20 protein-coding genes and 1 riboswitch are annotated in these 19542 nt (G+C 73.2%); of the genes, 5 read left to right on the forward strand and 15 right to left on the reverse strand.

What is annotated here, in order from left to right:
* Nucleotides 1-132: 132 nt before the first annotated feature.
* The 4 genes from infB to rimP all read right to left on the reverse strand — a co-directional run bounded on the left by infB (nucleotide 133) and on the right by rimP (nucleotide 5316).
* Complete coding sequence (gene infB, locus B4E97_RS17080) at nucleotides 133-3189, reverse strand: translation initiation factor IF-2 (RefSeq protein ID WP_029211217.1); 3057 nt, start codon at nucleotides 3187-3189, stop codon at nucleotides 133-135.
* A gap of 168 nt (nucleotides 3190-3357) precedes the next feature.
* A complete protein-coding gene (locus B4E97_RS17085) occupies nucleotides 3358-3675 on the reverse strand; it encodes a YlxR family protein (protein WP_286960933.1) in 318 nt (105 codons plus the stop codon).
* Nucleotides 3676-3748: 73 nt separating this feature from the next.
* Complete coding sequence (gene nusA / locus B4E97_RS17090; protein ID WP_029211215.1) at nucleotides 3749-4792, reverse strand: transcription termination factor NusA; 1044 nt, start codon at nucleotides 4790-4792, stop codon at nucleotides 3749-3751.
* Nucleotides 4792-5316, reverse strand: coding sequence for a ribosome maturation factor RimP (gene rimP / locus B4E97_RS17095; protein ID WP_019284245.1), 525 nt, complete (start codon nucleotides 5314-5316; stop codon nucleotides 4792-4794). The genes nusA and rimP overlap by 1 nt, the downstream gene beginning before the upstream one ends.
* Before the next feature lie 196 nt (nucleotides 5317-5512).
* Here rimP and B4E97_RS17100 point away from each other — a divergent pair, with 196 nt between their 5' ends.
* Both B4E97_RS17100 and B4E97_RS17105 read left to right on the forward strand, forming a co-directional pair.
* Complete coding sequence (locus B4E97_RS17100) at nucleotides 5513-6640, forward strand: DUF4439 domain-containing protein (RefSeq protein WP_286960935.1); 1128 nt, start codon at nucleotides 5513-5515, stop codon at nucleotides 6638-6640.
* Nucleotides 6637-7593 carry an aminoglycoside phosphotransferase family protein gene (locus tag B4E97_RS17105; protein ID WP_286960936.1) on the forward strand — a complete coding sequence of 319 codons (957 nt, stop codon included), beginning with the start codon at nucleotides 6637-6639 and terminating at the stop codon, nucleotides 7591-7593. The genes B4E97_RS17100 and B4E97_RS17105 overlap by 4 nt, the downstream gene beginning before the upstream one ends.
* A gap of 216 nt (nucleotides 7594-7809) precedes the next feature.
* On the opposite strand, the gene B4E97_RS17110 is transcribed toward B4E97_RS17105, so the two are convergent.
* From B4E97_RS17110 to B4E97_RS17125, 4 genes are read right to left on the reverse strand one after another with little or no spacing between them, the layout of a single operon-like run.
* Nucleotides 7810-8694 (reverse strand): energy-coupling factor ABC transporter ATP-binding protein, encoded by an 885-nt coding sequence (locus B4E97_RS17110; protein WP_286960938.1) that lies wholly within the window; start codon nucleotides 8692-8694, stop codon nucleotides 7810-7812.
* Nucleotides 8691-9494, reverse strand: a complete 804-nt coding sequence (gene cbiQ / locus B4E97_RS17115) for a cobalt ECF transporter T component CbiQ (protein ID WP_029211210.1) — start codon at nucleotides 9492-9494, stop codon at nucleotides 8691-8693. The genes B4E97_RS17110 and cbiQ overlap by 4 nt, the downstream gene beginning before the upstream one ends.
* Nucleotide 9495: 1 nt before the next feature.
* Nucleotides 9496-9810 (reverse strand): energy-coupling factor ABC transporter substrate-binding protein, encoded by a 315-nt coding sequence (locus tag B4E97_RS17120; RefSeq protein WP_029211209.1) that lies wholly within the window; start codon nucleotides 9808-9810, stop codon nucleotides 9496-9498.
* 2 nt (nucleotides 9811-9812) lie between these two features.
* The gene (locus tag B4E97_RS17125) at nucleotides 9813-10574 is read right to left on the reverse strand and encodes an energy-coupling factor ABC transporter permease (RefSeq protein WP_019284238.1); all 762 of its coding nucleotides are present in this window, start codon (nucleotides 10572-10574) and stop codon (nucleotides 9813-9815) included.
* A 56-nt stretch (nucleotides 10575-10630) separates the two neighbouring features.
* Nucleotides 10631-10707, reverse strand: a riboswitch (cobalamin riboswitch).
* A gap of 92 nt (nucleotides 10708-10799) precedes the next feature.
* Here B4E97_RS17125 and B4E97_RS17130 point away from each other — a divergent pair.
* The gene (locus B4E97_RS17130; protein ID WP_029211207.1) at nucleotides 10800-11474 is read left to right on the forward strand and encodes a GNAT family N-acetyltransferase; all 675 of its coding nucleotides are present in this window, start codon (nucleotides 10800-10802) and stop codon (nucleotides 11472-11474) included.
* Nucleotides 11475-11481: 7 nt separating this feature from the next.
* On the opposite strand, the gene B4E97_RS17135 is transcribed toward B4E97_RS17130, so the two are convergent.
* From B4E97_RS17135 to paaA, 6 genes are read right to left on the reverse strand one after another with little or no spacing between them, the layout of a single operon-like run.
* The gene (locus tag B4E97_RS17135) at nucleotides 11482-12318 is read right to left on the reverse strand and encodes a hypothetical protein (protein WP_286960940.1); all 837 of its coding nucleotides are present in this window, start codon (nucleotides 12316-12318) and stop codon (nucleotides 11482-11484) included.
* Nucleotides 12315-13436, reverse strand: coding sequence for a 1,2-phenylacetyl-CoA epoxidase subunit PaaE (gene paaE, locus B4E97_RS17140; protein WP_019284234.1), 1122 nt, complete (start codon nucleotides 13434-13436; stop codon nucleotides 12315-12317). Before paaE ends, B4E97_RS17135 begins: the two co-directional genes overlap by 4 nt.
* Nucleotides 13436-13960, reverse strand: a complete 525-nt coding sequence (gene paaD, locus B4E97_RS17145) for a 1,2-phenylacetyl-CoA epoxidase subunit PaaD (protein WP_286960957.1) — start codon at nucleotides 13958-13960, stop codon at nucleotides 13436-13438. The genes paaE and paaD overlap by 1 nt, the downstream gene beginning before the upstream one ends.
* Nucleotides 13961-13965: 5 nt before the next feature.
* A complete protein-coding gene (paaC, locus tag B4E97_RS17150; RefSeq protein WP_286955866.1) occupies nucleotides 13966-14769 on the reverse strand; it encodes a 1,2-phenylacetyl-CoA epoxidase subunit PaaC in 804 nt (267 codons plus the stop codon).
* Nucleotides 14766-15053, reverse strand: a complete 288-nt coding sequence (paaB, locus tag B4E97_RS17155) for a 1,2-phenylacetyl-CoA epoxidase subunit PaaB (RefSeq protein ID WP_286955864.1) — start codon at nucleotides 15051-15053, stop codon at nucleotides 14766-14768. The genes paaC and paaB overlap by 4 nt, the downstream gene beginning before the upstream one ends.
* Nucleotides 15050-16102: a 1,2-phenylacetyl-CoA epoxidase subunit PaaA gene (gene paaA, locus B4E97_RS17160; protein WP_286955862.1), complete on the reverse strand. Its 1053-nt coding sequence runs from the start codon at nucleotides 16100-16102 to the stop codon at nucleotides 15050-15052. The genes paaB and paaA overlap by 4 nt, the downstream gene beginning before the upstream one ends.
* A gap of 115 nt (nucleotides 16103-16217) precedes the next feature.
* Here paaA and B4E97_RS17165 point away from each other — a divergent pair, with 115 nt between their 5' ends.
* Nucleotides 16218-16871 carry a GNAT family N-acetyltransferase gene (locus B4E97_RS17165; RefSeq protein WP_286955861.1) on the forward strand — a complete coding sequence of 218 codons (654 nt, stop codon included), beginning with the start codon at nucleotides 16218-16220 and terminating at the stop codon, nucleotides 16869-16871.
* 83 nt (nucleotides 16872-16954) lie between these two features.
* On the opposite strand, the gene B4E97_RS17170 is transcribed toward B4E97_RS17165, so the two are convergent.
* Nucleotides 16955-17689, reverse strand: a complete 735-nt coding sequence (locus B4E97_RS17170) for a FadR/GntR family transcriptional regulator (RefSeq protein ID WP_239261745.1) — start codon at nucleotides 17687-17689, stop codon at nucleotides 16955-16957.
* A gap of 143 nt (nucleotides 17690-17832) precedes the next feature.
* On the opposite strand from B4E97_RS17170, the gene B4E97_RS17175 reads away from it, so the two are divergent.
* On the forward strand, nucleotides 17833-19518 hold the full coding sequence (locus tag B4E97_RS17175) for an L-lactate permease (RefSeq protein WP_286960942.1): 1686 nt from the start codon (nucleotides 17833-17835) through the stop codon (nucleotides 19516-19518).
* Nucleotides 19519-19542 lie beyond the last annotated feature (24 nt).

Below are 19542 nucleotides of genomic sequence, written 5' to 3' on the forward strand. Positions count from 1 at the left end.
CCGTCCCGACAGGGCCCGACGCCAGCCACCGCCCAACCTCCGCCCGACTATGAAGGCAGAGGCCGGGAGCCGCGAGGGACGAGCGGCGGATGGTAGGTCCGGCCCGCTCGTCCCCGCAGTCTCACCAGCTCACTAGTCGCGAGGCTTCTCGCGCATCTCGTACGTCGCGATGAGGTCACCCAGCTGGAGGTCGTTGTAGGACCCCAGGTTGATACCGCACTCGAAGCCCTCGCGCACCTCGGTGACGTCGTCCTTGAAGCGTCGGAGGCCGGCGACCTCGACGTTCTCGGAGACGACGACCCCGTTGCGCGTGATGCGAGCCCTCGCGCCACGCTTGATCTCGCCGCTGCGGACGATCGATCCGGCGATGTTGCCGAACTTGCTGGAGCGGAAGATCTCGCGGATCTCGGCGGTGCCGAGCTCCACCTCCTCGAACTCCGGCTTGAGCATGCCCTTGAGGGCCGCCTCGATCTCCTCGATCGCCTGGTAGATGACCGAGTAGTAGCGGATCTCGACGCCCTCGCGGTCGGCGTACTCGGCGTTCTGGCCCTCGGCGCGGACGTTGAAGCCGATGATGACCGCGTTGGAGGCGACGGCGAGGTTGATGTTGTTCATCGTGATCGCGCCGACGCCGCGGTCGATGATGCGCAGGTCGACCTCCTCGCCCACGTCGATCTGCAGGAGGGCGTCCTCCAGCGCCTCGACCGAACCGCTCGCGTCACCCTTGAGGATGAGGTTGAGCGTCTCGACCTTGCCGGCCGCGAGAGCCTCGTTGAGGTCCTCGAGGGAGATGCGCTTGCGGGACTTGGCCAGGCTGGCCTGGCGGTCCGCGGCCTCGCGCTTCTCGGCGATCTGGCGGGCGGTGCGGTCGTCCGGCGCGACGACGAAGGTGTCGCCGGCGCGGGGCACGGACGCGAGTCCGAGCACCTGGACGGGACGCGACGGGGTCGCCTCCTTGACCTGCTTGCCGTGCTCGTCGAGCATCGCGCGGACGCGGCCGTGGGCCGATCCGGCGACGATCGCGTCGCCGACCCGCAGGGTGCCCTGCTGGACGAGGACGGTCGCCGTCGCACCGCGACCACGGTCGAGGTTGGCCTCGATGGCCACGCCGCGGGCGTCGGTCTCGGGGTTGGCGCGCAGGTCGAGGGCGGCGTCCGCGGTGAGCAGGACCGCCTCGAGCAGCTGGTCGATGTTCTGACCCTGCTTGGCCGAGATGTCGACGAACATCGTCTCGCCGCCGTACTCCTCGGCGACGAGGTTGTACTCGGTCAGCTGCTGGCGGACCTTGGCCGGGTTGGCGCCGTCGACGTCGATCTTGTTGACGGCGACCACGATCGGCACGTCCGCGGCCTGGGCGTGGTTGAGCGCCTCGATGGTCTGCGGCATGACGCCGTCGTCCGCGGCCACGACGAGGATCGCGATGTCGGTGACCTTGGCACCACGGGCACGCATGGCCGTGAAGGCCTCGTGACCGGGGGTGTCGATGACCGTGAGCTTGCGCTCCTGGTCCTCGTGCTGCACGGCGACCTGGTAGGCACCGATGTGCTGGGTGATGCCGCCGGCCTCGGTCGAGATGACGTTGGCGTTGCGGATCGCGTCCAGCAGGCGGGTCTTTCCGTGGTCGACGTGACCCATGACGGTCACGACCGGCGGACGGGCCTGGAGCTCCTCGTCGGAGTACTCCTCGCCCTCGAGGTCGATGTTGAAGGACGCGAAGAGCTCCTGCTCCTCCTCCTCCGGCGAGACGACCTGGATGTCGTAGCCGAGCTCGGAGCCGAGCACCTTGAAGGTGTCCTCGTCGAGCGACTGCGTCGCCGTCGCCATCTCACCGAGGTGGAACAGCACGGTGACCAGCGACGCCGGGTTGGCGTTGATGCGGTCGGCGAAGTCCGTCAGCGACGAGCCGCGGCGCACGCGCACGACGGTCGAGCCGTCGCCACGGGGCACCGAGACGCCACCGATGGACGGCGCCTGCATCTGCTCGAACTCCTGACGCTTCGCGCGCTTGCTCTTGCGTCCGCGGGCGGGCTTGCCGCCGCGACCGAAGGCACCCTGGGTGCCGCCGCGACCGGCGCCACCGCCGGGACGACCACCGCCACCGGGACGGCCGGCGAAGCCGCCGCCACCACCGGGACGCGCGCCGAAGCCGCCGCCGCCACCACCGGGCGCACCGGGACGACCGCCGCCGCCACCACGGGCGGGACGCTCACCGGGACGCGGCACGGACGAACGGCTCGGCATGGCGCCGGGCGTGGGACGGGCGCCGCCGGGACGAGGCGCCGCGGGACGCGGGCCACCCGGACGAGGACCGGCAGCGCCGGCCTGGCCACCGGGACGCGGCGCCTGGGGGCGAGGCATGCCCTGCGAGGGCGCGAAGGGGTTGTTGCCGGGACGGGCCGAGCCCTGACCACCACCGGGGCGCGGAGCCCCGCCGGGACGAGGTGCGCCGCCGTCACGAGCGGGACGGTCGGTCCGCTCGGGGCGGTCGGTCCGCTCGGGACGGTCGGTCCGCTCGGGGCGGTCGGTGCGCTCAGGGCGGTCGGTGCGCTCCGGACGCTCGGTGCGCTCGGGACGCTGACCCATGCCCTGCGAGGACGCGAACGGGTTGTTGCCGGGGCGAGGAGCTCCGGGACGACCGCCCTGACCACCCTGGCCGCCGGAGCGGCCGGAGGTCTGCGGCTGGCGCGGGCCGGGAGCAGCCGGTCGGGGACCAGGCTGTGCCGGCCGCGGGCCGGGGGCTGCGCCAGCGGCTGCCGGAGCAGGGGCGGCGGCGGGCGCCGGTGCCTCGGCTGCGGGCGCCTTCGGGGCGGCCTTGGCCGGAGCGGGGGTGTCGGCGGCGGGAGCCTCCGGGGCTGCCGGCGTCTCCTGCGCGGACGACGGGGCAGCCGGAGCAGCCGGAGCCGCCGGCTTCTCCTCGGCGGGGGCGGCGGCCTTCCTGGCCGGTCCCGGCGTCGGACGGGACGGGGTGCCAGCAGCAGGCTTGGGGGCCGCCGCGGCAGTCTTGGGGGAGCCGCCGGAACCGCCGGCGAGCTCGGCCGGGAAGGACTCCCGGATGCGGCGCACGACCGGCGCCTCGATGGTGGAGGACGCCGCGCGGACGAACTCTCCCTGGTTCTTCAGGTGCTCGAGCAGAACCTTGCTCTCGACTCCGAGCTCCTTGGCGAGCTCGTAGACCCGGACCTTAGCCACAATTCTCCTTGATCTCGGTCCGGGCGGGCGCGGAGAGGTCCTCCGCCGGTCACGGACCGTCGTTAGTGCTGGGGCATGCTCATCGCTGAGTACTCATCGGGTGCTCATAGCGTCAAACCCGCTTTCGGTTCTCGGACGGTGCTGTCACGGCCTCGGCGACGGGTGCCGTCAGGGCCGGTCGTGCTCGCTCTCCACCCACGCCCGCAGCGCGGCGACGTCGGTCATGACGTCCGCACGGAGGGCACGCCCGAACGCCTTGCGGCGCACGGCGAGCTCCAGGCAGGCCGGGTGCGGGTGGAGCCAGGCTCCACGTCCGGGCCTGCGTCGCAGCGCGTCCGGGACGACGTGGAGGGATCCACGCTCGTCCGGCTCCGCCACCACTCGCAGGAGAGCCGCCCGGTCACCGACACCACGGCAGCCCACGCACGTTCGGGCGGGACCCGGGGCGGGCGAGGTCGTGGTGGTCGTGCGACCGGACTGATCCATCCTACCGTGTCCCCGGGCGTGTCGTCGCACCGTGCCGTGCGGGGAGCCCTGCTCGCCGGGCGGGCCGGGAGCCTCAGGCACCCGGTTCGGCGTCGGCGGGGCCCGGGTCGGCCGGTGCCTGCCGGCCACCCACGGGGGTGTCGGGATGGATGTCGATCCGCCAGCCCGTCAGCTTGGCGGCGAGGCGGGCGTTCTGCCCCTCCTTGCCGATGGCGAGCGACAGCTGGTAGTCGGGCACGACGACCTTGGCGGCGCGCAGCTTGGGGTCCACGACCTCGACGGACAGCACCCGGGACGGCGACAGGGCGGACGCCACGAACTCGGTGGGCTGGTCGGAGTAGTCGACGATGTCAATCTTCTCGCCGTGCAGCTCGGTCATGACCGCGCGGACGCGGGCTCCCATCGGCCCGATGCAGGCGCCCTTGGCGTTGACGCCGGGGGCCTTGGCGATGACGGCGATCTTGGTGCGGTGCCCGGCCTCGCGCGCCAGCGCCGCGATCTCGACGGTGCCGTCGGCGATCTCGGGCACCTCCAGGGCGAAGAGCTTGCGGACGAGGTTGGGGTGGGTGCGCGACAACATGATCTGCGGGCCGCGGTTGCCCCGCTTGACGCTCACGCAGTAGCAGCGGATGCGGTCGCCGTGGACGTAGCGCTCACCCGGCACCTGCTCGGAGACGTGCAGCTCGCCCTCCACGCCCCCACCGAGGGCCACCTGGACGACCCGCGGGTTGGAGCTCTGCTGGACGACGCCGGACAGGATGTCGCCCTCCTTGCCGCGGAAGTCGCCGAGCACGGACTCGTCCTCGAGGTCACGCATGCGCTGGTGGATGACCTGGCGCGCCGTCGAGGCGGCGACCCGCCCGAAGTCGGCGGGGGTGTCGTCATACTCCCTGGGCTCGGGGCGCGGCTCGCCCTCGGCCACGGGCTCGAGGTCCTCGAGGGCCCAGACCGTCACCTTGCCGGACTTGCGGTCGAGCTCGACGCGGGCACGGCGGGCCGCCCCCTCCGTCTTGGAGTACGCGAGGAGCATCGCGTCCTCCATGGTCTTGACGAGCACCTCGAGCGGGATCTCGCGCTCGGTGGCGAGCATCCGCAGGACCGCCATGTCGATGTCCATCAGTTCTTCTCCTCGGTCGCGCGGGTGAACTCGACCTGCACCTGGGCGCGGGCGATGTCGGGATAGGCGAGCTGCCGGGTCGACGACGAACCCTTGGTGGTGACCTCGAGGGTGACCTGCTCGGGGCCGGCGGCGACGACGCGCCCGGTGACCTGGCCGTCGGGGGTCGAGGCCTTGACGAGCCGACCGACGTTGCGCCGGAAGTGTCGCGGCTCGGTCAGCAGCCGGTCGACGCCGGGCGAGCCGACCTCGAGGACGTAGGGCTGCTCGCCCATGACCTCGGACTCGTCGAGGAGCTCGCTCACGCGTCGGGTGGCGTCGGCCACCAGGTCCAGGTCGAGCGGCTCGACGGCCGTGGTCTCGTCGGCGGGTGGCGTGGTCACCAGGTCGGTGTCGACGGTCAGTCGCACGAGGCGGCGCTTGCCCACCTGCTGCACGGTGAGCTGCTCGACCATGAGCCCCAGCTCGGCGAGCGCGGGGTCCAGCAGCGTGCGGACGTCCTGCTCGGTGCTCCGGGTGACCATCGTTGCCTCCGCTTTCGGTGATGTGCGCCTGCGCCGCGGCACGTCTGTGCGCGGGGCCCGGCAAAGTCCACACCCTATGCCATCGGCCCTGCTGGAACTCTATCGAGCGGGCGAGCGGGATGACAGCACGCGTCCGGGTGCTCTCGGGCTGTGTCACGTCGTCCGCGCCCCGTGCCCGGGTGGCAGGATCGCAGCCATGGTCGACCGGTCGTCCCCGCCCGCCCCGCTCACCCCGCGCGACGTCGCCGGGGTGCCCTCGCGGCGCGCGCTGCTGACGGCCGCCTCCCTCGCCCCGCTCGCGCTGCTGACCGCCTGCCGGGTCCGGCTGGAGGACGACGCCCCTCGCGTGCCGCTGATCCCCACCCGCGAGCCGACCGAGGACGAGGCGCTGCTGCTCGCCGCCTGGCGCGCGTCGACCGACCTCGGCCGTATGACGACCGGCCTGGCCGGTGACGGGGTGACGGCATCGCGCCTGCACGCCGTCCAGGCCCGCACCTTCGACCAGGTGCTGCGCGACCGCCGGGTGCCGGACGCGCAACGCACCTCCCCCGCGGCCTCCTCCACGGCCTCCTCCACGGCTGCATCGTCGGCGGGGTCGACGGTGTCGGCTGCGGCGACAGGGTCGTCGGCGTCGGCTGCATCGTCGGCGGGGTCGACGGTGTCGGCCGCGTCGTCGGCGTCGGCGTCGGCCTCCGCCGTGTCGACACCGAACGGGTCGACACCGAACGGGTCGACGCCGACCGCCCCGCCCGACCGGACTGCCGTCGCCCGGGCCGAGGCCGGCGCCGTGTCACCGGCGGCCCTGGCCGAGCTCGCGACGGCCCACGCCGGCCAGCTGCCGCTGCTGGCGTCGTTCGCGGCGTGCCGGGCGCGCCTGGCCGCCGTCCTGGGGGCGCCCCCGTCCTGGCCGGCCTGGGGCGAGACCGCCTCGCCCGCGGACGCCGGGTTGCTGGCGGCGCACCGGCGGGCGCGCTACCACCTGGAGGTGGCCGCCGCCCGCACGCCGGCCGAGGCCCGCGCCCCCTTCGCGACAGAGCTGGACCGGGTGGCGGGCGTCGTGGTGCGCCTCAAGTCGCGGGGCGCCTCGACCGGGGCGCCGCCGGCCGGCTATCCCCTGCCCTTCCCCGTGCGCGACGCGGCGGCCGCCCGTCGGCTCGTCACCCACGCCCTCACCACGCTCGAGACGGCGTGCGGGACGACGTGGTCCGCGGGATCGGGGTCGTCCGAGGCGGTGACCACCACGACCCGGCTGGTCGTCGACACCGTGACGGCCGGGGCTGCGTGGGGGGTGCCGCTGCGGGCCTTCCCGGGGCTGTCCTCGTGAGCAACACGACCCGCGACCTCGTCCCTCCCTCGCTGACCGCCCTGATGGCCGGCCGCCCGGCGGACGAGTCGGTCCGGGACGCGGTCGACGGCGACACCTGGCTGCGACGCCTGCCCGGCGTCCTCGACGAGCTGCTCGCGGAGCAGGACCTCGCCGTGGACGGGCGACCCCGCCACGGGCAGTGCGCGGTCGTCATACCCGTCCTGCGCCGGGGAGCACCGGCCGCCCTCAAGGTGAGCTGGCCGCACGCGGAGGCCGCGCACGAGCACCTGGCCCTGCGCGCGTGGGACGGGTCCGGCGCGGTGCGGCTGCTGGCGGCCGACCCCGCGCGCTGGGCCCTGCTGCTCGAACGGCTCGACCCGGAGCGAGACCTGGGGCGCGAGCCCGTCCTCGACGCCTGCGAGACGGTGGGACGCCTGCACGCCCTCCTCGACCGACCCGCCATCGCGCGTCTCGGCACGGCCAGCGCCTGGTGCGGGCGCATCCGCGAACGACTGACGACCTCACCCCCACCGGTCCCGCCCCGCGTCGTGGACCAGGGCCTCCACCTGGCCGCCGAGCTCGCGGCCGACCCCGGCGTCGACGCCCGGCTGGTGCACGGCGACCTGCACGACGCCAACGTCCTGCGCGTGCCCGACCCGGGCACGACGCGTGCCGGGACGGTCGACGGCTGGCTGGCGATCGACCCCAAGCCCGTCGCCGGCGAGCTCGCCCTCACCGTCGCCCCGCTGCTGTGGAACCGCTGGGACGAGGCGGCCCGCGCGCACAACCTGCGCAACCACCTGCGGTTCCGCGTGGACTACGCGTGCGACGCGGCGGGCATCGACCCCGCCCGGGCCCGCGCGTGGACGATCCTGCGCGAGCTGGACAACGCGTGGTGGGCCGCCCGCGAGCCGGGTGGCCACGACCGGATCACCCAGGCCGTCGCGATCATCAAGGCCATGCGCGACTGACCGGCCGCGCTGACCGGGCGCCCTCTGCACGGGCTGGGGCGCTCGGGCAGCATCGGCGGGTGGCGAGGGGTCGCGAACGTCGCGCTGCACGGCGTGTCCCCGACATCTGTGTCCCCTCGACGCACCAGCCGGCTGCGTCCCCTCGACGCACCAGCCAGCTGAGTCCCCTCGACGCACCAGCCCCGTCGGTTCCGGGAGGCGGGAGACGTGCGGGCCTCAGGCCGTGGTCGCGGTCCGTCCCGCGAGCGCGGCGACCAGCCCGTCCACGTCGCGCGGCCGCACGCCCGGGTCGAGCAGGCCCGACCCCGAGAGCCGGTCGGCGAGCTCCAGCGCCCACGGTCGGCGCAGCCTGGCCCGGCCGACGAGCAGGTCGTCGCCGAGGACGTCCTCGACCGGGCCCTGCGTCACCGCGCCGTCCACGACGACCGCGGCCTCGTCGGCCCACGCGAGCGCGAGGTCGACCTCGTGGGTGGCGAGCACGACGGTGGTGCCGTGCTCCTCGAGCCGGGCCAGCGCGCCGAGCATCTCCTCGACGCCGGCCGGGTCCAGGCCCGCCGTGGGCTCGTCGAGCAGCAGCACCGCCGGGCGCATGGCGACGGCCCCCGCCGTGGCGGCCCGCTTGCGCTCGCCGTAGGACAGCTGGTGCGTCGGCCGGTCCGCCAGGTGCTCGATGCCGAGCAGGGCGAGCGCCTCGGCCACCCGCTCGCGCACCTCACCCACGGGCAGCCCGAGGTTCATCGGCCCGAAGGACACGTCCTGGGTGACGTCGGCGCTGAACAGCTGGTCGTCAGGGTCCTGCAGCACGAGCTGCACGCGCTGCCGATGGGACCGAAGCCCCTTGCGGGAGTAGTCGACCCGTGCCCCGTCGACCGCCACCTCACCGCCCGACGGCTGGTGGCCACCGGCCAGGCAGCGCAGCAGCGTCGTCTTGCCGGAGCCGTTGGCGCCGAGCAGCGCCGTGCGACGCCCCGCCCTGACCAGCAGGTCCGCCCCGACGAGCACGGGAGGTCCGCCGGGATAGGCGGCGTGCAGCCCACGTGCCACGAGCCGCTCGGCCGACCCGGCGAGCGGAGGGTGCCGGCAGTCGTCGCGGTGGCTCACGACCCGCCCCCCAGCGTGGAGACCGCCATCGAGGACGCGACGAGGAGCGCCAGCACGACCAGGCTCACGGCGACGAAACCACCGGACCGCTGCTGCTCGCGGGGCAGGGTCACCAGCGCGGACTCGTAGCCGCGACCCGCGAGCCCCTCCTCCATCCGGCGGGCCCGGTCCCACGACCGGGTCAGCACGGCGGCGGTGAGCATCCCGGCCGAGCGGAGCGAGGCGCGATGCCCGTGATAGCCGAGCCGTCCGGCCTGGGCCTCGCGGATCGAGCGCACGGCGTCCATGAGGACGAACAGCAGGCGGTAGGTCAGCGACGCCACCTCCACGCACGCGTCCGGGACGCGCAGCCGGCGCAGCGCGGCGAGCAGGTCGACCATGGGTGTGGTGCTGGCGAGGACGAGCACCGCGAGCGTGCCGGCCACGGCGTGCGCGGTCAGCCCGACGGCTGCCTCGAGGCTCTCGGGGGTGACCGCGAGCGGACCCCATCGGCCGTATGCCGACGGCCCGGCCCCTCCCTCGCCCGGTGCCTGGGCGCCGACGCTGACCGCCACCGAGAGCCCGCTGGCGACGATGAAGGCCATCGGCGCGCGCAGGGCACGCAGGACCAGGGACGGCGGCACCCGCGCTGGCCCGACCATGACGATCACGCTGGTCAGGGCCACCAGGGGCGACGCGGGCCACGGCGGCAGGACCAGCGCGACGAGCACCAGCCCGAGGCTCAGCAGCGCCTTGTCACCGACGGCTCGCGTCCGCCACGCGCCGGCCCACGCGGCGTCGTCGATCGCCAGGCCGGCCACCTCAGGCGGAGCCTTGCGGGCGGGGGTTCTTGCGTCCTCGCAGGTAGCCGACGGCATAACCGAGGACGCCCGCACCGGCGGCGGCCTGCAGCGCGAAGAGGCCCGACTCGACCTCGCCGCTCGGCTCGAAGAGGTTGCGGAACCACGGCTGGTAGTCCGGGTGGGTCTGCTCGATCGCGCTGGTCGCGGCGGAGTCCGTCCCGACGAAGCGCTCGTCCGGCCCGGTGCGCCGGGAGTCCAGCCACAGCGGGACGGCGAACAACGCCACGAGGGCCAGCAGGCACGCGGCGGTCAGCAGGTGTCGGCGCGCTCGCATGCTCAGGCCTCCGTCGTGACGGCCGCAGCGGACGAGCCCGACGAGCCCGACGAGCCCGACGAGCCCGACGACGGCCGGTCAGCGTCGACCGATCCGGTGTCCTCGCGCGGCAGCACGCCCAGGCGCCGCAGCTCGGGGGCCGCGACGTCCCGCAGGACGCGGAAGGCCAGGACCCCGAGGAAGCCCTCAGCCAGGGCCAGCGGGATCTGGGTGACGGCGAAGATGCCGAGGAACTTCGCGAGCGCCCCGGGGAACCCGCTCGCGGGATCGGGGTGGGCCAGCGCGAGCTGGAAGGCGGTCGTCAGGTAGGTCGCCAGGTCGGCCGCGGCCATCGCCGCGAACACGCCGACCAGCAGTGGCAGCCGGGCGCGACGGCATACGGCATAGAGCCCGTAGCCGACCCAGGGGCCGATGACGGCCATGCTCATGACGTTGGCGCCCCAGGTGGTGATGCCCCCGTGGGCGAGCAGCAGCGCCTGGAAGGCGAGGACGATGCCGCCGAGGAGAGCCATGACCGGCGGGCGGAAGAGGACGGCGCCGAGCCCGGTGCCGGTGGGATGGCTGGAGCTGCCCGTCACCGACGGGAGCTTGATCGCGGACAGGACGAAGGTGAACGCCCCGGCGGCCCCCAGCAGCAGGCGGCTCTCGGGATGCTCACGGACCTCGCGCACGACCTGGCGGGCTCCGTGGACGACGAACGGGGTGGCGACGGCGGTCCACGCGGCGGCGTGCCACGGGGGGAGATAGCCCTCGGCGATGTGCATCTGCGCACTCCTTGAGATCGGGGATCACGCGTCCCCCTCGCAGTGGACCCGACAGGCAGTTCCTGGCTCCCGGGGTCCCTCGCGGACCCAGGTCACAGTGGCGCGACCGCGCCGGTCTCTCACCGGCTTCCTGGCACCGTCGGGCTGGTTCTCGGAGTATGCCACACCAGATGCAGGTGAGAACTCTTATCAGTTCGGTGACGCGGCATGGCTAGTCTCGGCGGTATGCCGACCGCGCCACCGCCATCCCAGCCCGACCGGACCGCCGCCCGACCGACCCGGATCCCCGACCTGCAGCCCGGCCGGTCACGGACGACGGAGCGACTGGTCCTGCGGCCCTGGCGGGACGAGGACGCCGAGGCGTTCGGGTCGCTCAACGCCGACCCGGAGGTCATGACCTACTTCCCCGCACCGCTGGACCGGGCCGCGAGCGACGAGCTCCTCGGCCGGGCCCGCACCCACGTCGACGATCACGGCTGGGGGTTCTGGGCGTTGGAGGAGCGGAGCACCGGGGCGTTCATCGGCCTGACGGGACTGTCGCAGCCGAGCTTCGAGGCCGCGTTCACGCCGTGCGTCGAGATCGGCTGGCGCCTGGTCCGGTCGGCCTGGGGTCAGGGCTACGCGACGGAGGCCGCCATCGCCGCCCTGGACGTGGGCTTCAACGAGCTGGGGCTGCAGGAGATCGTGTCCTTCACGCCGTCGGTCAACCTGCGCTCGCGTGCCGTCATGCAGCGCATCGGCATGCGGCACGCCCTCGCCGACGACTTCGACCACCCGCTGATCGACCCCGCGAACGAGCTGTGCCACCACGTCCTCTATCGCATCAGCAGGGACGACGACCACTCGGGCGGTCCGGACGACCAGGTCGTGCCGGTGGGCCCGGGGCCCGTCGGCGACTGACGGGCGGTCAGGCGCCCGGGACCGGAGCCACGTCGCGGATCGCCGGCGGCACGATGCGGGGCACGGCGTCCCACTCGCTGAAGGTGACCGTGCCGGCCGTGCGCGGGGCGGAGGAGCTGAGCCGAAGCAGCCGCCCGGACCCGTCGGCGGCGACGATCGCCGTCGTCGCGCCGCCGGAGCGCAGCTCGTAGGCCTGGGTGCCCTCGTAGGACGTGCGGCCCACCGAGGTGCGACCGGTCGCGGCGCGCACGGCCCCCTCGAAGGCGTCCAGCATGTCGCTGATGCTGAGGACGGCGAGTTGGTTGGCCGCAGCCCCGGACAGCTGCACGTAGCGTCCCTGGGCTCCCCCCGTCAGGGCCGTGGACCGCACGAACGTGCGCCCCTCGCTGCGCAGGAGCTCGAACGGCGCCGACACGCCCATGGAGACGGTGCCCCGGACGCTCAGCCCGTCCCTCGTGCCGCGCAGGTCGAAGGTCATGGGTGCCCCTTGGACGTTGAGCGTGCCGACCGCCCGCACGCTGCTCGCCACGGCGACGAATCCCGCTGCGGCAGCGGCCAGTCGCCCTGCCTCGCCCGCCACCGCACCCCCTGGCGCGGAGGGTGCTCCGGTCGCTGACGTGCCCGGCGCCACGTCACCGAGGCTCGGCGCCCCGAGGTCGGGGATGCTGGTCGTGGGTGCCGCGGTCGGGGACCCGGCACCGGCGTCGCTGGTGGTCGCCGTGGTCGGCAGCGGACGGTTTGGCGCACCCTGGCACCCCGCGATCGCCAGGCCCGCGGCAGCGGCGAGCGCGACCGACGAGGCGACCGAGCCCGGCGCGAGCGGTGCGCGGAAGGGCCGGGTCACGCGTCGTAGTCGAGCCGCACGTGGTCGGTGACCGGGTGCGACTGGCAGGCGAGGACGATGCCGTCGGCGACCTCGTCCTCCTCGAGGGCGTAGTTGCGGTCCATGCGGACCTCGCCCTCGACCAGGCGGGCGCGACAGGTGCCGCACACGCCACCGGTGCAGGAGTAGGGCGCGTCCGGACGGGCCCGCAGGGTCGCGGCCAGGATCGTCTCGCCGGGGTCGGTCATGGCGATCTCGGTCGTGCGTCCGTCGAGGTTGACGGTGACCCGGGCGAGGACGCCGGTGTGGTCGCCCGCGGCCCCGACCCCGGGGTCGGTCTCGGCCCGCGGCTCGTCGTCGACGTGGAAGACCTCGAAGTGCACGTGGTCCTTGTCGACCCCTTCGGTGGCCAGCACCTCGCGGGCGTTCTCGACCAGGGAGAAGGGCCCGCAGAGGTACCACTCGTCGACCGTGTCGACGGGGACGAGGGAGTCGAAGATCCGGCGGAGCCGCTCCTCGTCGAGCCGTCCGCTGAACAGGTCGACGTCCCGGGCCTCGCGGGACAGGACGTGCATGAGCTGGAACCGGCTGCGGTAGCGGTTCTTGAGGTCCTCGAGCTCCTCGAGGAACATGATCGAGCTCGTGGCCCGGTTGCCGAAGAGCAGGGTCACCCGGCTCGCGGGCTCCTCCTCGAGGACGGTCGTGAGCAGCGACAGGACCGGCGTGATGCCCGACCCGGCGGCGATCGCGACGTGGTGGCGCGCCCGGTCGGCGTCCGTCGGCACGACGAAGGAGCCCAGCGGCGGCATGACCTCGATGGTGTCGCCGGGGCGCACGTCGTCGATGAGCCAGGGTGAGACGGCGCCACCGGCCACCCGCCCGGCAGCGACCCGCAGGACGCCACGCTCGGCAGCGGCCTTGCGGGACAGGCAGATCGAGTAGGACCGGCGCTGCTCCTGACCGTCGCGGACGAGGCGCAGCGTGAGGTGCTGGCCGGGCGCGAAGGTGAACTCGTCGCGCAGGTCGTCCGGCACGATGAAGGTGATCGCCGCGGCGTCATCGGTGAGCGGCTCGACGTCGGCCACCGTGAGGGGGTGGAACTGGGGGCGGTGTCGCGCGGGCTTGTTGAGCAGGGCCATCAGATCACCTTGAACTCGTCGAAGGGCTCACGACAGGCGTCGCACCGGCGCAACGCCTTGCAGGCGGTGGACCCGAACCGGGCCACCTCCGTGGTCTGGTCGCTGCCACAACGGGGGCAGCGCACCTGGTGCCGGGTCAGCTGCACGGGCACCGGTCCGTCGGTGCCCCCGGCCGCGCCGGCGGTGGGCGGGGCGATCCCGAACTCGCGCAGCCGCTCCCGACCGCGCTCGCTCATCCAGTCGGTGCTCCACGCCGGCGAGAGCTGGGTGACGACCTCCGCCGACAGGCCGGCGCGCGTCGCCTCGTGGCGCACGAGGTCCTCGATCAGGCCCATGGCGGGGCAGCCGGAGTAGGTCGGGCTCATGACGACGCGCACCAGGCGCCGCTCCTCGTCGACCTCGACCGACCGCACGATGCCGAGGTCGTCGATGGAGATGACCGGGATCTCGGGGTCGGGGATGGCCCGTATGGCGTCCGCGACCTGCGTGGACGCGGAGCTGCCGGGCCGCGTCGCCGCCTGCATCGCCGTCACCAGGTGGCGCCGGGGTGCGAGCGCGCGATGTGCTGCATCTCGGCGAGCAGGTAGCCCATCGGCCGGGAGTGGATGCCGCGGCGCCCGTCCCGCGCCGTCCAGCGGGACGGGTCGGCCGGACGCAGCGTCGCCTCGGCGAGCACGCCCTCGACATACGAGCGCACCTCGTCCTCGACCTCGCTCGGCCGCACGCCGGCGCCGGACCCCGCCGCCGCGACGGCAGCGTCGTCGTCGACGAACAGCTCGGTGACATAGGGCTCGACGACCGCGAGCGCCTTCTGCATCCGCCGGTGCGACTCCTCGGTGCCGTCGCCGAGGCGGACGACCCAGTTGCGGGCGTGGTCGCGGTGGTAGGCCAGCTCCTTGACGGCCTTGCCGGCGACGCCGCGCAGGGTCTCGTCCTCGCAGCGCGCGAGCCGCTGCATGATCGCGAGGCGGGTGGTGGAGAACCACAGCAGCCGCGCCATCTCGACGCCGAAGTCGCCGCGCTCCATCTCGACGAGGTGGACGCTGCGGAACTCACGCTCGTCGCGCAGGTAGGCGAGGTCGTCCTCGGAGCGTCCGGTCCCGTCGAGCGAGCCGGCGTAGGTCAGCAGGCTGCGGGCCTGGCCGAGCAGGTCGAGCGCGATGTTGCCGAGCGCCATGTCCTCCTCGATGGCGGGGGCGTCGGCGACCCACTCCCCCAGGCGCTGGGTGTAGACGAGGGCGTCGTCCGCGAGGCCGAGGACGTAGTCGGCGAGAGTCCCGGACGTGCCGGGAGGGGGCGGGGACGAGGGTCCCGCGACGGTGCTGGCGCTCATAGGTACTCCACGTCCTCCGGCACGTCGTAGAACGTCGGGTGGCGGTAGACCTTGTCGGCGCTCGGGTCGAAGAAGGAGCCGCGCTCGTCCGGGCTGGACGCCATGATGCTGTCGGCCTCCACGACCCAGATCGACACGCCCTCCTGACGACGGGTGTAGAGGTCGCGGGCGTTGTGGAGCGCCATCGTCGCGTCGGGCGCGTGCAGGGACCCCACGTGGACGTGGGACAGACCACGCTTGGCGCGGACGAAGACCTCGAACAGGGGCCAGGTGGCCTCGCTCATGCGGCACTCTTCTTCGAGCGGGAGGCCTGCTTGGCGGCATACGCGTTGGCGGCCTCTCGCACCCACGCCCCGTCCTCGTGAGCCTTGATCCGGTTGCTCATTCGCTCGGCGTTGCACGGCCCGTCGCCCTTGAGCACCCGCCAGAACTCCTCCCAGTCGATCCGGCCGAAGTCCCAGTGGCCGCGCTCGTCGTTCCAGCGCAGGTCGGGGTCGGGGAGGGTGATGCCGAGCTTCTGCGCCTGCGGGACCGTCATGTCGACGAACTTCTGGCGCAGGTCGTCGTTGCTGAACCGCTTGATCCCCCACGCCATGTTCTGCGCGGTGTGGCCCTGCTGGGCCGCCTCGCCGGAGTCCTCGGGGCCGAACATCATCAGGGCCGGCCACCACCACCGGTTGGCGGCGTCCTGGGCCATGGCCTTCTGCTCGTCGGTGCCACGAGCGAGCACCCACAGGATCTCGAAGCCCTGCCGCTGGTGGAAGGACTCCTCCTTGCAGACGCGGATCATCGCGCGGCTGTAGGGGCCGTAGGAGCACCGGCACAGCGGCACCTGGTTCATGATCGCCGCGCCGTCGACCAGCCAGCCGATGGCGCCCACGTCGGCCCAGGTGAGCGTCGGGTAGTTGAAGATGGAGGAGTACTTCTGCTTGCCGGCGTGCAGCTTGTCGAGCAGCTCGGACTTGTCGACGCCGAGGGTCTCCGCGGCGGAGTAGAGGTAGAGCCCGTGCCCGGCCTCGTCCTGCACCTTGGCGATGAGGATGGCCTTGCGACGCAGGCTGGGGGCCCGGGTGATCCAGTTGCCCTCGGGCTGCATCCCGATGATCTCGGAGTGCGCGTGCTGCGCGATCTGGCGGATGAGCGTCTGCCGGTAGCCGTCCGGCATGTCGTCCCGGGGCTCGATCCGCAGGTCCCGGGCGATGAGCTCGTCGAACGCCGCAGAGTCACCCGGGGCCCGGTCCGCGTCGGCCGAGGCCACGCGGGCCTGGGTGTAGTCGTCGGTCTCGGCCGCGTTCAGCGGCTCGTCCGGGTCGATGACGTCGTTGCCATACATGGGCCTCAGTATCCTCGCCCGCGACGGCACCCGCAAAGGGCTGGGGGCCCGGTCGAGGTGTGCTGCGTCACGATACCGGTCAGTAGCTCGCATGTCGGTCTGAGAGGATCGGTCGGTGAGCGACCACGGGCACGACCACCAGCATGACCACCAGCACGGGCACGACCACCAGCACGGGCACCAGCACGAGCACGGGCATGACCACCCCCTCGAGGGGTCGGCCGGCGTCGCGGCCGACGCCAGCGTCCGTCAGGCCCGCGTCAACGACGCCCCGGCGGTGGGCACGGTCCAGTCGGCCGTGTGGCGGGAGGCCTTCGCGGGGCTGGTGCCGGCGGAGACGCTGGAGCGCTTCGAGCCCCTCCCCTTCGCCCGCGCCTGGCGGGCGTCGCTGGAGCAGCCGCCGTCGCCGCGGCACGTGCTCGTCGTGTCGTGCGCCGGGCCGCAGGTGGTGGGCTACGCGGCGCTCGGTCCGTGCGAGGACCCGGACGCCGAGGACGGTGACGGCGAGATCCTCACGCTCGGTGTGCACCCGGACGCCCGACACCAGGGCCACGGCTCACGCCTGCTCAACGCCGTGGTGGACCTCCTGCGCGACGCGGGATTCACCCACGCCTACGCCTGGGTCCCGGCCGAGGACGCCGGCACCCGAGGCTTCCTCGAGGCGGGGGGCTTCGCGCCCGACAGCGCGTACCGCGACCGCGTCGTCGTCGAGGGCGACACGGACGAGCAGCTGCTGCGCGAGATCCGCCTCGCCGCCGCCCTCGCCTGACGCGGCGGACGCAGCTCACCCCAAGCCCCGGCGCCATTGGTCACCAGTGGCGGATATGAACGATCCAAACAGCCCCGAGAACGTCATTGGTGACCAATGGCGGGAGGCGTGGACCCCGGGGCGCCGTCGAGCACGATGGGCAGGATCGCGTATGCCGCGCGGATGTGGGCCTCGACCAGGTCGGCCGCACGCCGCTGGTCACCGTCGACGACGGCCGCGTAGATCGCCTCGTGGTGCTCCTGCAGCTCGCCGCGGAACCCGTCCCAGTCCCCCAGCGAGCGCTCGGCGTCGAGGATCGGCCTGCGCAGCGACTCGCGGACGGCCACCGTCATGTCGGTCATCAGCCGGTTGCGCCCCACCTCCGCGAGGACGACGTGGAAGTCCGTGTCCAGCGCGTTGAACTCGTCCTGGGTGGTGTCGGGCTCCGCCATACGGTCCAGCAGTCCCCGCAGCCGCAGCCGCGACTCCTCGTCGAGCCGCTGGGCGGCGAGCGCCAGGCTGGACCGCTCCAGGGCCACGCGGGCCTCGACGACCTCGTCGACGGGGTACTTCGCGAGCGCGACGTGCAGGCGCAGCAGCCTGCTGAGGGCCTCGCTGCGCTGGTCGGTGATGCGGGTGCCCGCGTCGTTGCCGGCACCGACCGCGGACGAGACGAGCCCCTGGGCCTCCAGCGCGCGGATCCCCTCCCGGACCGCCGACCGGCTCACGCCCAGCTCCACGGCCAGGTCGCGCTCGGGCGGGAGGTGCGCACCGACCCGCAACGAGCCGGCGAGGATGCCGGACTCGACGTGGTGCACGACGGACTCGTAGGCCTTCATGTCGGTCATTGTCGCAGTCGCGTGGATCGTTCATGGCGTTGCAGCCCTTGCAAATGGTCCGACCACACCTCATAGTGAGCGGTAATGGTCTGACCACAGGTGTCGGCCGAGCCCTCGCCCGACCTGAGAACGATGGAGTTCCCATGACCTTCCGCCCCGACCTGGATCCCGTCGGAGGCAGCCTCCTGCTGTCGGCCCTCGTGGCCCTCCTCCCCCTCGCCACGATCTTCGTGACCCTCGGCGCCCTGCGGTGGAAGGCCCACGTGGCCGGCCTGACCGCCCTCGCCGTCGCCCTGGTCGTCGCGGTGCTGGCCTTCAAGATGCCCGTCGGCCTGGCCCTGCTGTCCGCGACCGAGGGCGCGATCTTCGGGCTCTTCCCCATCGTCTGGATCGTCTTCACCGCCATCGTCCTCTACCAGGTCACCGTGGTGAGCGGACGGTTCGAGGACCTGCGTGCGGTGTTCAACATCATCAGCGACGACCCGCGCATCCAGGCGATCCTCATCGCCTTCTGCTTCGGCGGGCTGCTCGAGGCGCTCGCCGGCTTCGGCGCCCCGGTCGCCATCACCGGCGTGATGCTCATGGCCGTCGGCTTCTCGGCCCTGCGCGCCGCCACCGTGGTCCTGCTGGCCAACACCGCCCCGGTCGCGTTCGGCGCCATCGCGATCCCCATCATCACGGCCGGCAACCTCACCAAGATCCCCTACACGGAGATCGGCGCCTACGTCGGTCACCAGACCCCGGTGCTGGCGCTGTTCGTGCCGCTGTTCCTCGTCTTCCTGGCCGACGGGCGCCGAGGTCTGCGCCAGACCTGGCCGATCGCCCTGGTCACCGGCGTCGCGTTCGCCGTCACGCAGTGGATCTCCGCCACCTGGGTCTCGGTCGAGCTCACCGACATCATCGCGTCGCTGGTCGGCCTCGCCGCCGCCGTCGTGATGCTCCGCTTCTGGCAGCCCGAGGGCCGCGACGCCGCCCTCGAGCGCATGAGCGCCGAGAAGCAGCAGGAGCGCGCCGACATGACCGACGAGCAGCGCGCCCAGCTGCCCAGCTCCTCCGACCTGCCCGCCGCGAGCCACCTGCCCGCCTCGCGCATCGTGATGGCGCTGTTCCCCTACCTCCTCGTGATCGCCGTGTTCTCCCTGTCCAAGCTGGTCGGCCCGGTCAAGACCTGGCTCGCCGGCACGGACGTCAAGATCCCCTGGCCCGGTCTCGACGGGCACGTCCTCAACGCGGCGGGCAAGGTCAACGGCTCCACCGTCTACACCTTCCAGTGGCTGTCCAGCCCCGGCACGATGCTCCTGATCAGCACGGTGATCATCGCCCTCGTCTACAAGGTCAGCGCCCGCGACACCGTCCGTCAGCTCACCGAGACCGCCCACAAGCTGCGCTTCTCGATGCTCACCATCGCCTCGGTGCTGTCCCTCGCCTATGTCATGAACCTGTCGGGCCAGACGATCACGATCGGCACCTGGATCGCGGGCACCGGCGCCGCGTTCGCGTTCTTCTCCCCCGTCCTCGGCTGGCTCGGCACCGCCGTCACCGGCTCGGACACCAGCGCCAACGCGCTCTTCGCGACGCTGCAGCAGACGGCCGGCAAGCACGCCGGGATCGACCCGACCCTGCTCGTCGCCGCCAACACCTCCGGCGGCGTGGTCGGCAAGATGGTCAGCCCCCAGAACCTCACCATCGCGGCCACCGCGGTCGGCCTGCTCGGCCGCGAGTCCGAGATCCTGCGCCGCGTCATCTGGTGGAGCCTGGGCCTGCTCGTCGTGCTGTGCCTGCTCGTCGGCCTGCAGTCCACGCCGGTCCTGTCCTGGATGCTCCCGTGACCTCGGCCGCGCCCGAGACGTCCC

Origin of the sequence: Arsenicicoccus sp. UBA7492, from assembly GCF_002479615.1 — a bacterium.
Lineage (GTDB): Bacteria > Actinomycetota > Actinomycetes > Actinomycetales > Dermatophilaceae > Arsenicicoccus > Arsenicicoccus bolidensis.

Bases quoted from the DNA above. Each gene is read 5' to 3' on its own strand.
- B4E97_RS17085 (WP_286960933.1), bottom strand. From the start codon at position 3,675: ATGGATCAGTCCGGTCGCACGACCACCACGACCTCGCCCGCCCCGGGT.
- nusA (WP_029211215.1), bottom strand. From the start codon at position 4,792: ATGGACATCGACATGGCGGTCCTGCGGATGCTCGCCACCGAGCGCGAG.
- rimP (WP_019284245.1), bottom strand. From the start codon at position 5,316: ATGGTCACCCGGAGCACCGAGCAGGACGTCCGCACGCTGCTGGACCCC.
- B4E97_RS17100 (WP_286960935.1), top strand. From the start codon at position 5,513: ATGGTCGACCGGTCGTCCCCGCCCGCCCCGCTCACCCCGCGCGACGTC.
- B4E97_RS17120 (WP_029211209.1), bottom strand. From the start codon at position 9,810: ATGCGAGCGCGCCGACACCTGCTGACCGCCGCGTGCCTGCTGGCCCTC.
- B4E97_RS17125 (WP_019284238.1), bottom strand. From the start codon at position 10,574: ATGCACATCGCCGAGGGCTATCTCCCCCCGTGGCACGCCGCCGCGTGG.
- B4E97_RS17130 (WP_029211207.1), top strand. From the start codon at position 10,800: ATGCCGACCGCGCCACCGCCATCCCAGCCCGACCGGACCGCCGCCCGA.
- paaE (WP_019284234.1), bottom strand. From the start codon at position 13,436: ATGGCCCTGCTCAACAAGCCCGCGCGACACCGCCCCCAGTTCCACCCC.
- paaD (WP_286960957.1), bottom strand. From the start codon at position 13,960: ATGCAGGCGGCGACGCGGCCCGGCAGCTCCGCGTCCACGCAGGTCGCG.
- paaC (WP_286955866.1), bottom strand. From the start codon at position 14,769: ATGAGCGCCAGCACCGTCGCGGGACCCTCGTCCCCGCCCCCTCCCGGC.
- paaB (WP_286955864.1), bottom strand. From the start codon at position 15,053: ATGAGCGAGGCCACCTGGCCCCTGTTCGAGGTCTTCGTCCGCGCCAAG.
- paaA (WP_286955862.1), bottom strand. From the start codon at position 16,102: ATGTATGGCAACGACGTCATCGACCCGGACGAGCCGCTGAACGCGGCC.
- B4E97_RS17170 (WP_239261745.1), bottom strand. From the start codon at position 17,689: ATGAAGGCCTACGAGTCCGTCGTGCACCACGTCGAGTCCGGCATCCTC.
- B4E97_RS17175 (WP_286960942.1), top strand. From the start codon at position 17,833: ATGACCTTCCGCCCCGACCTGGATCCCGTCGGAGGCAGCCTCCTGCTG.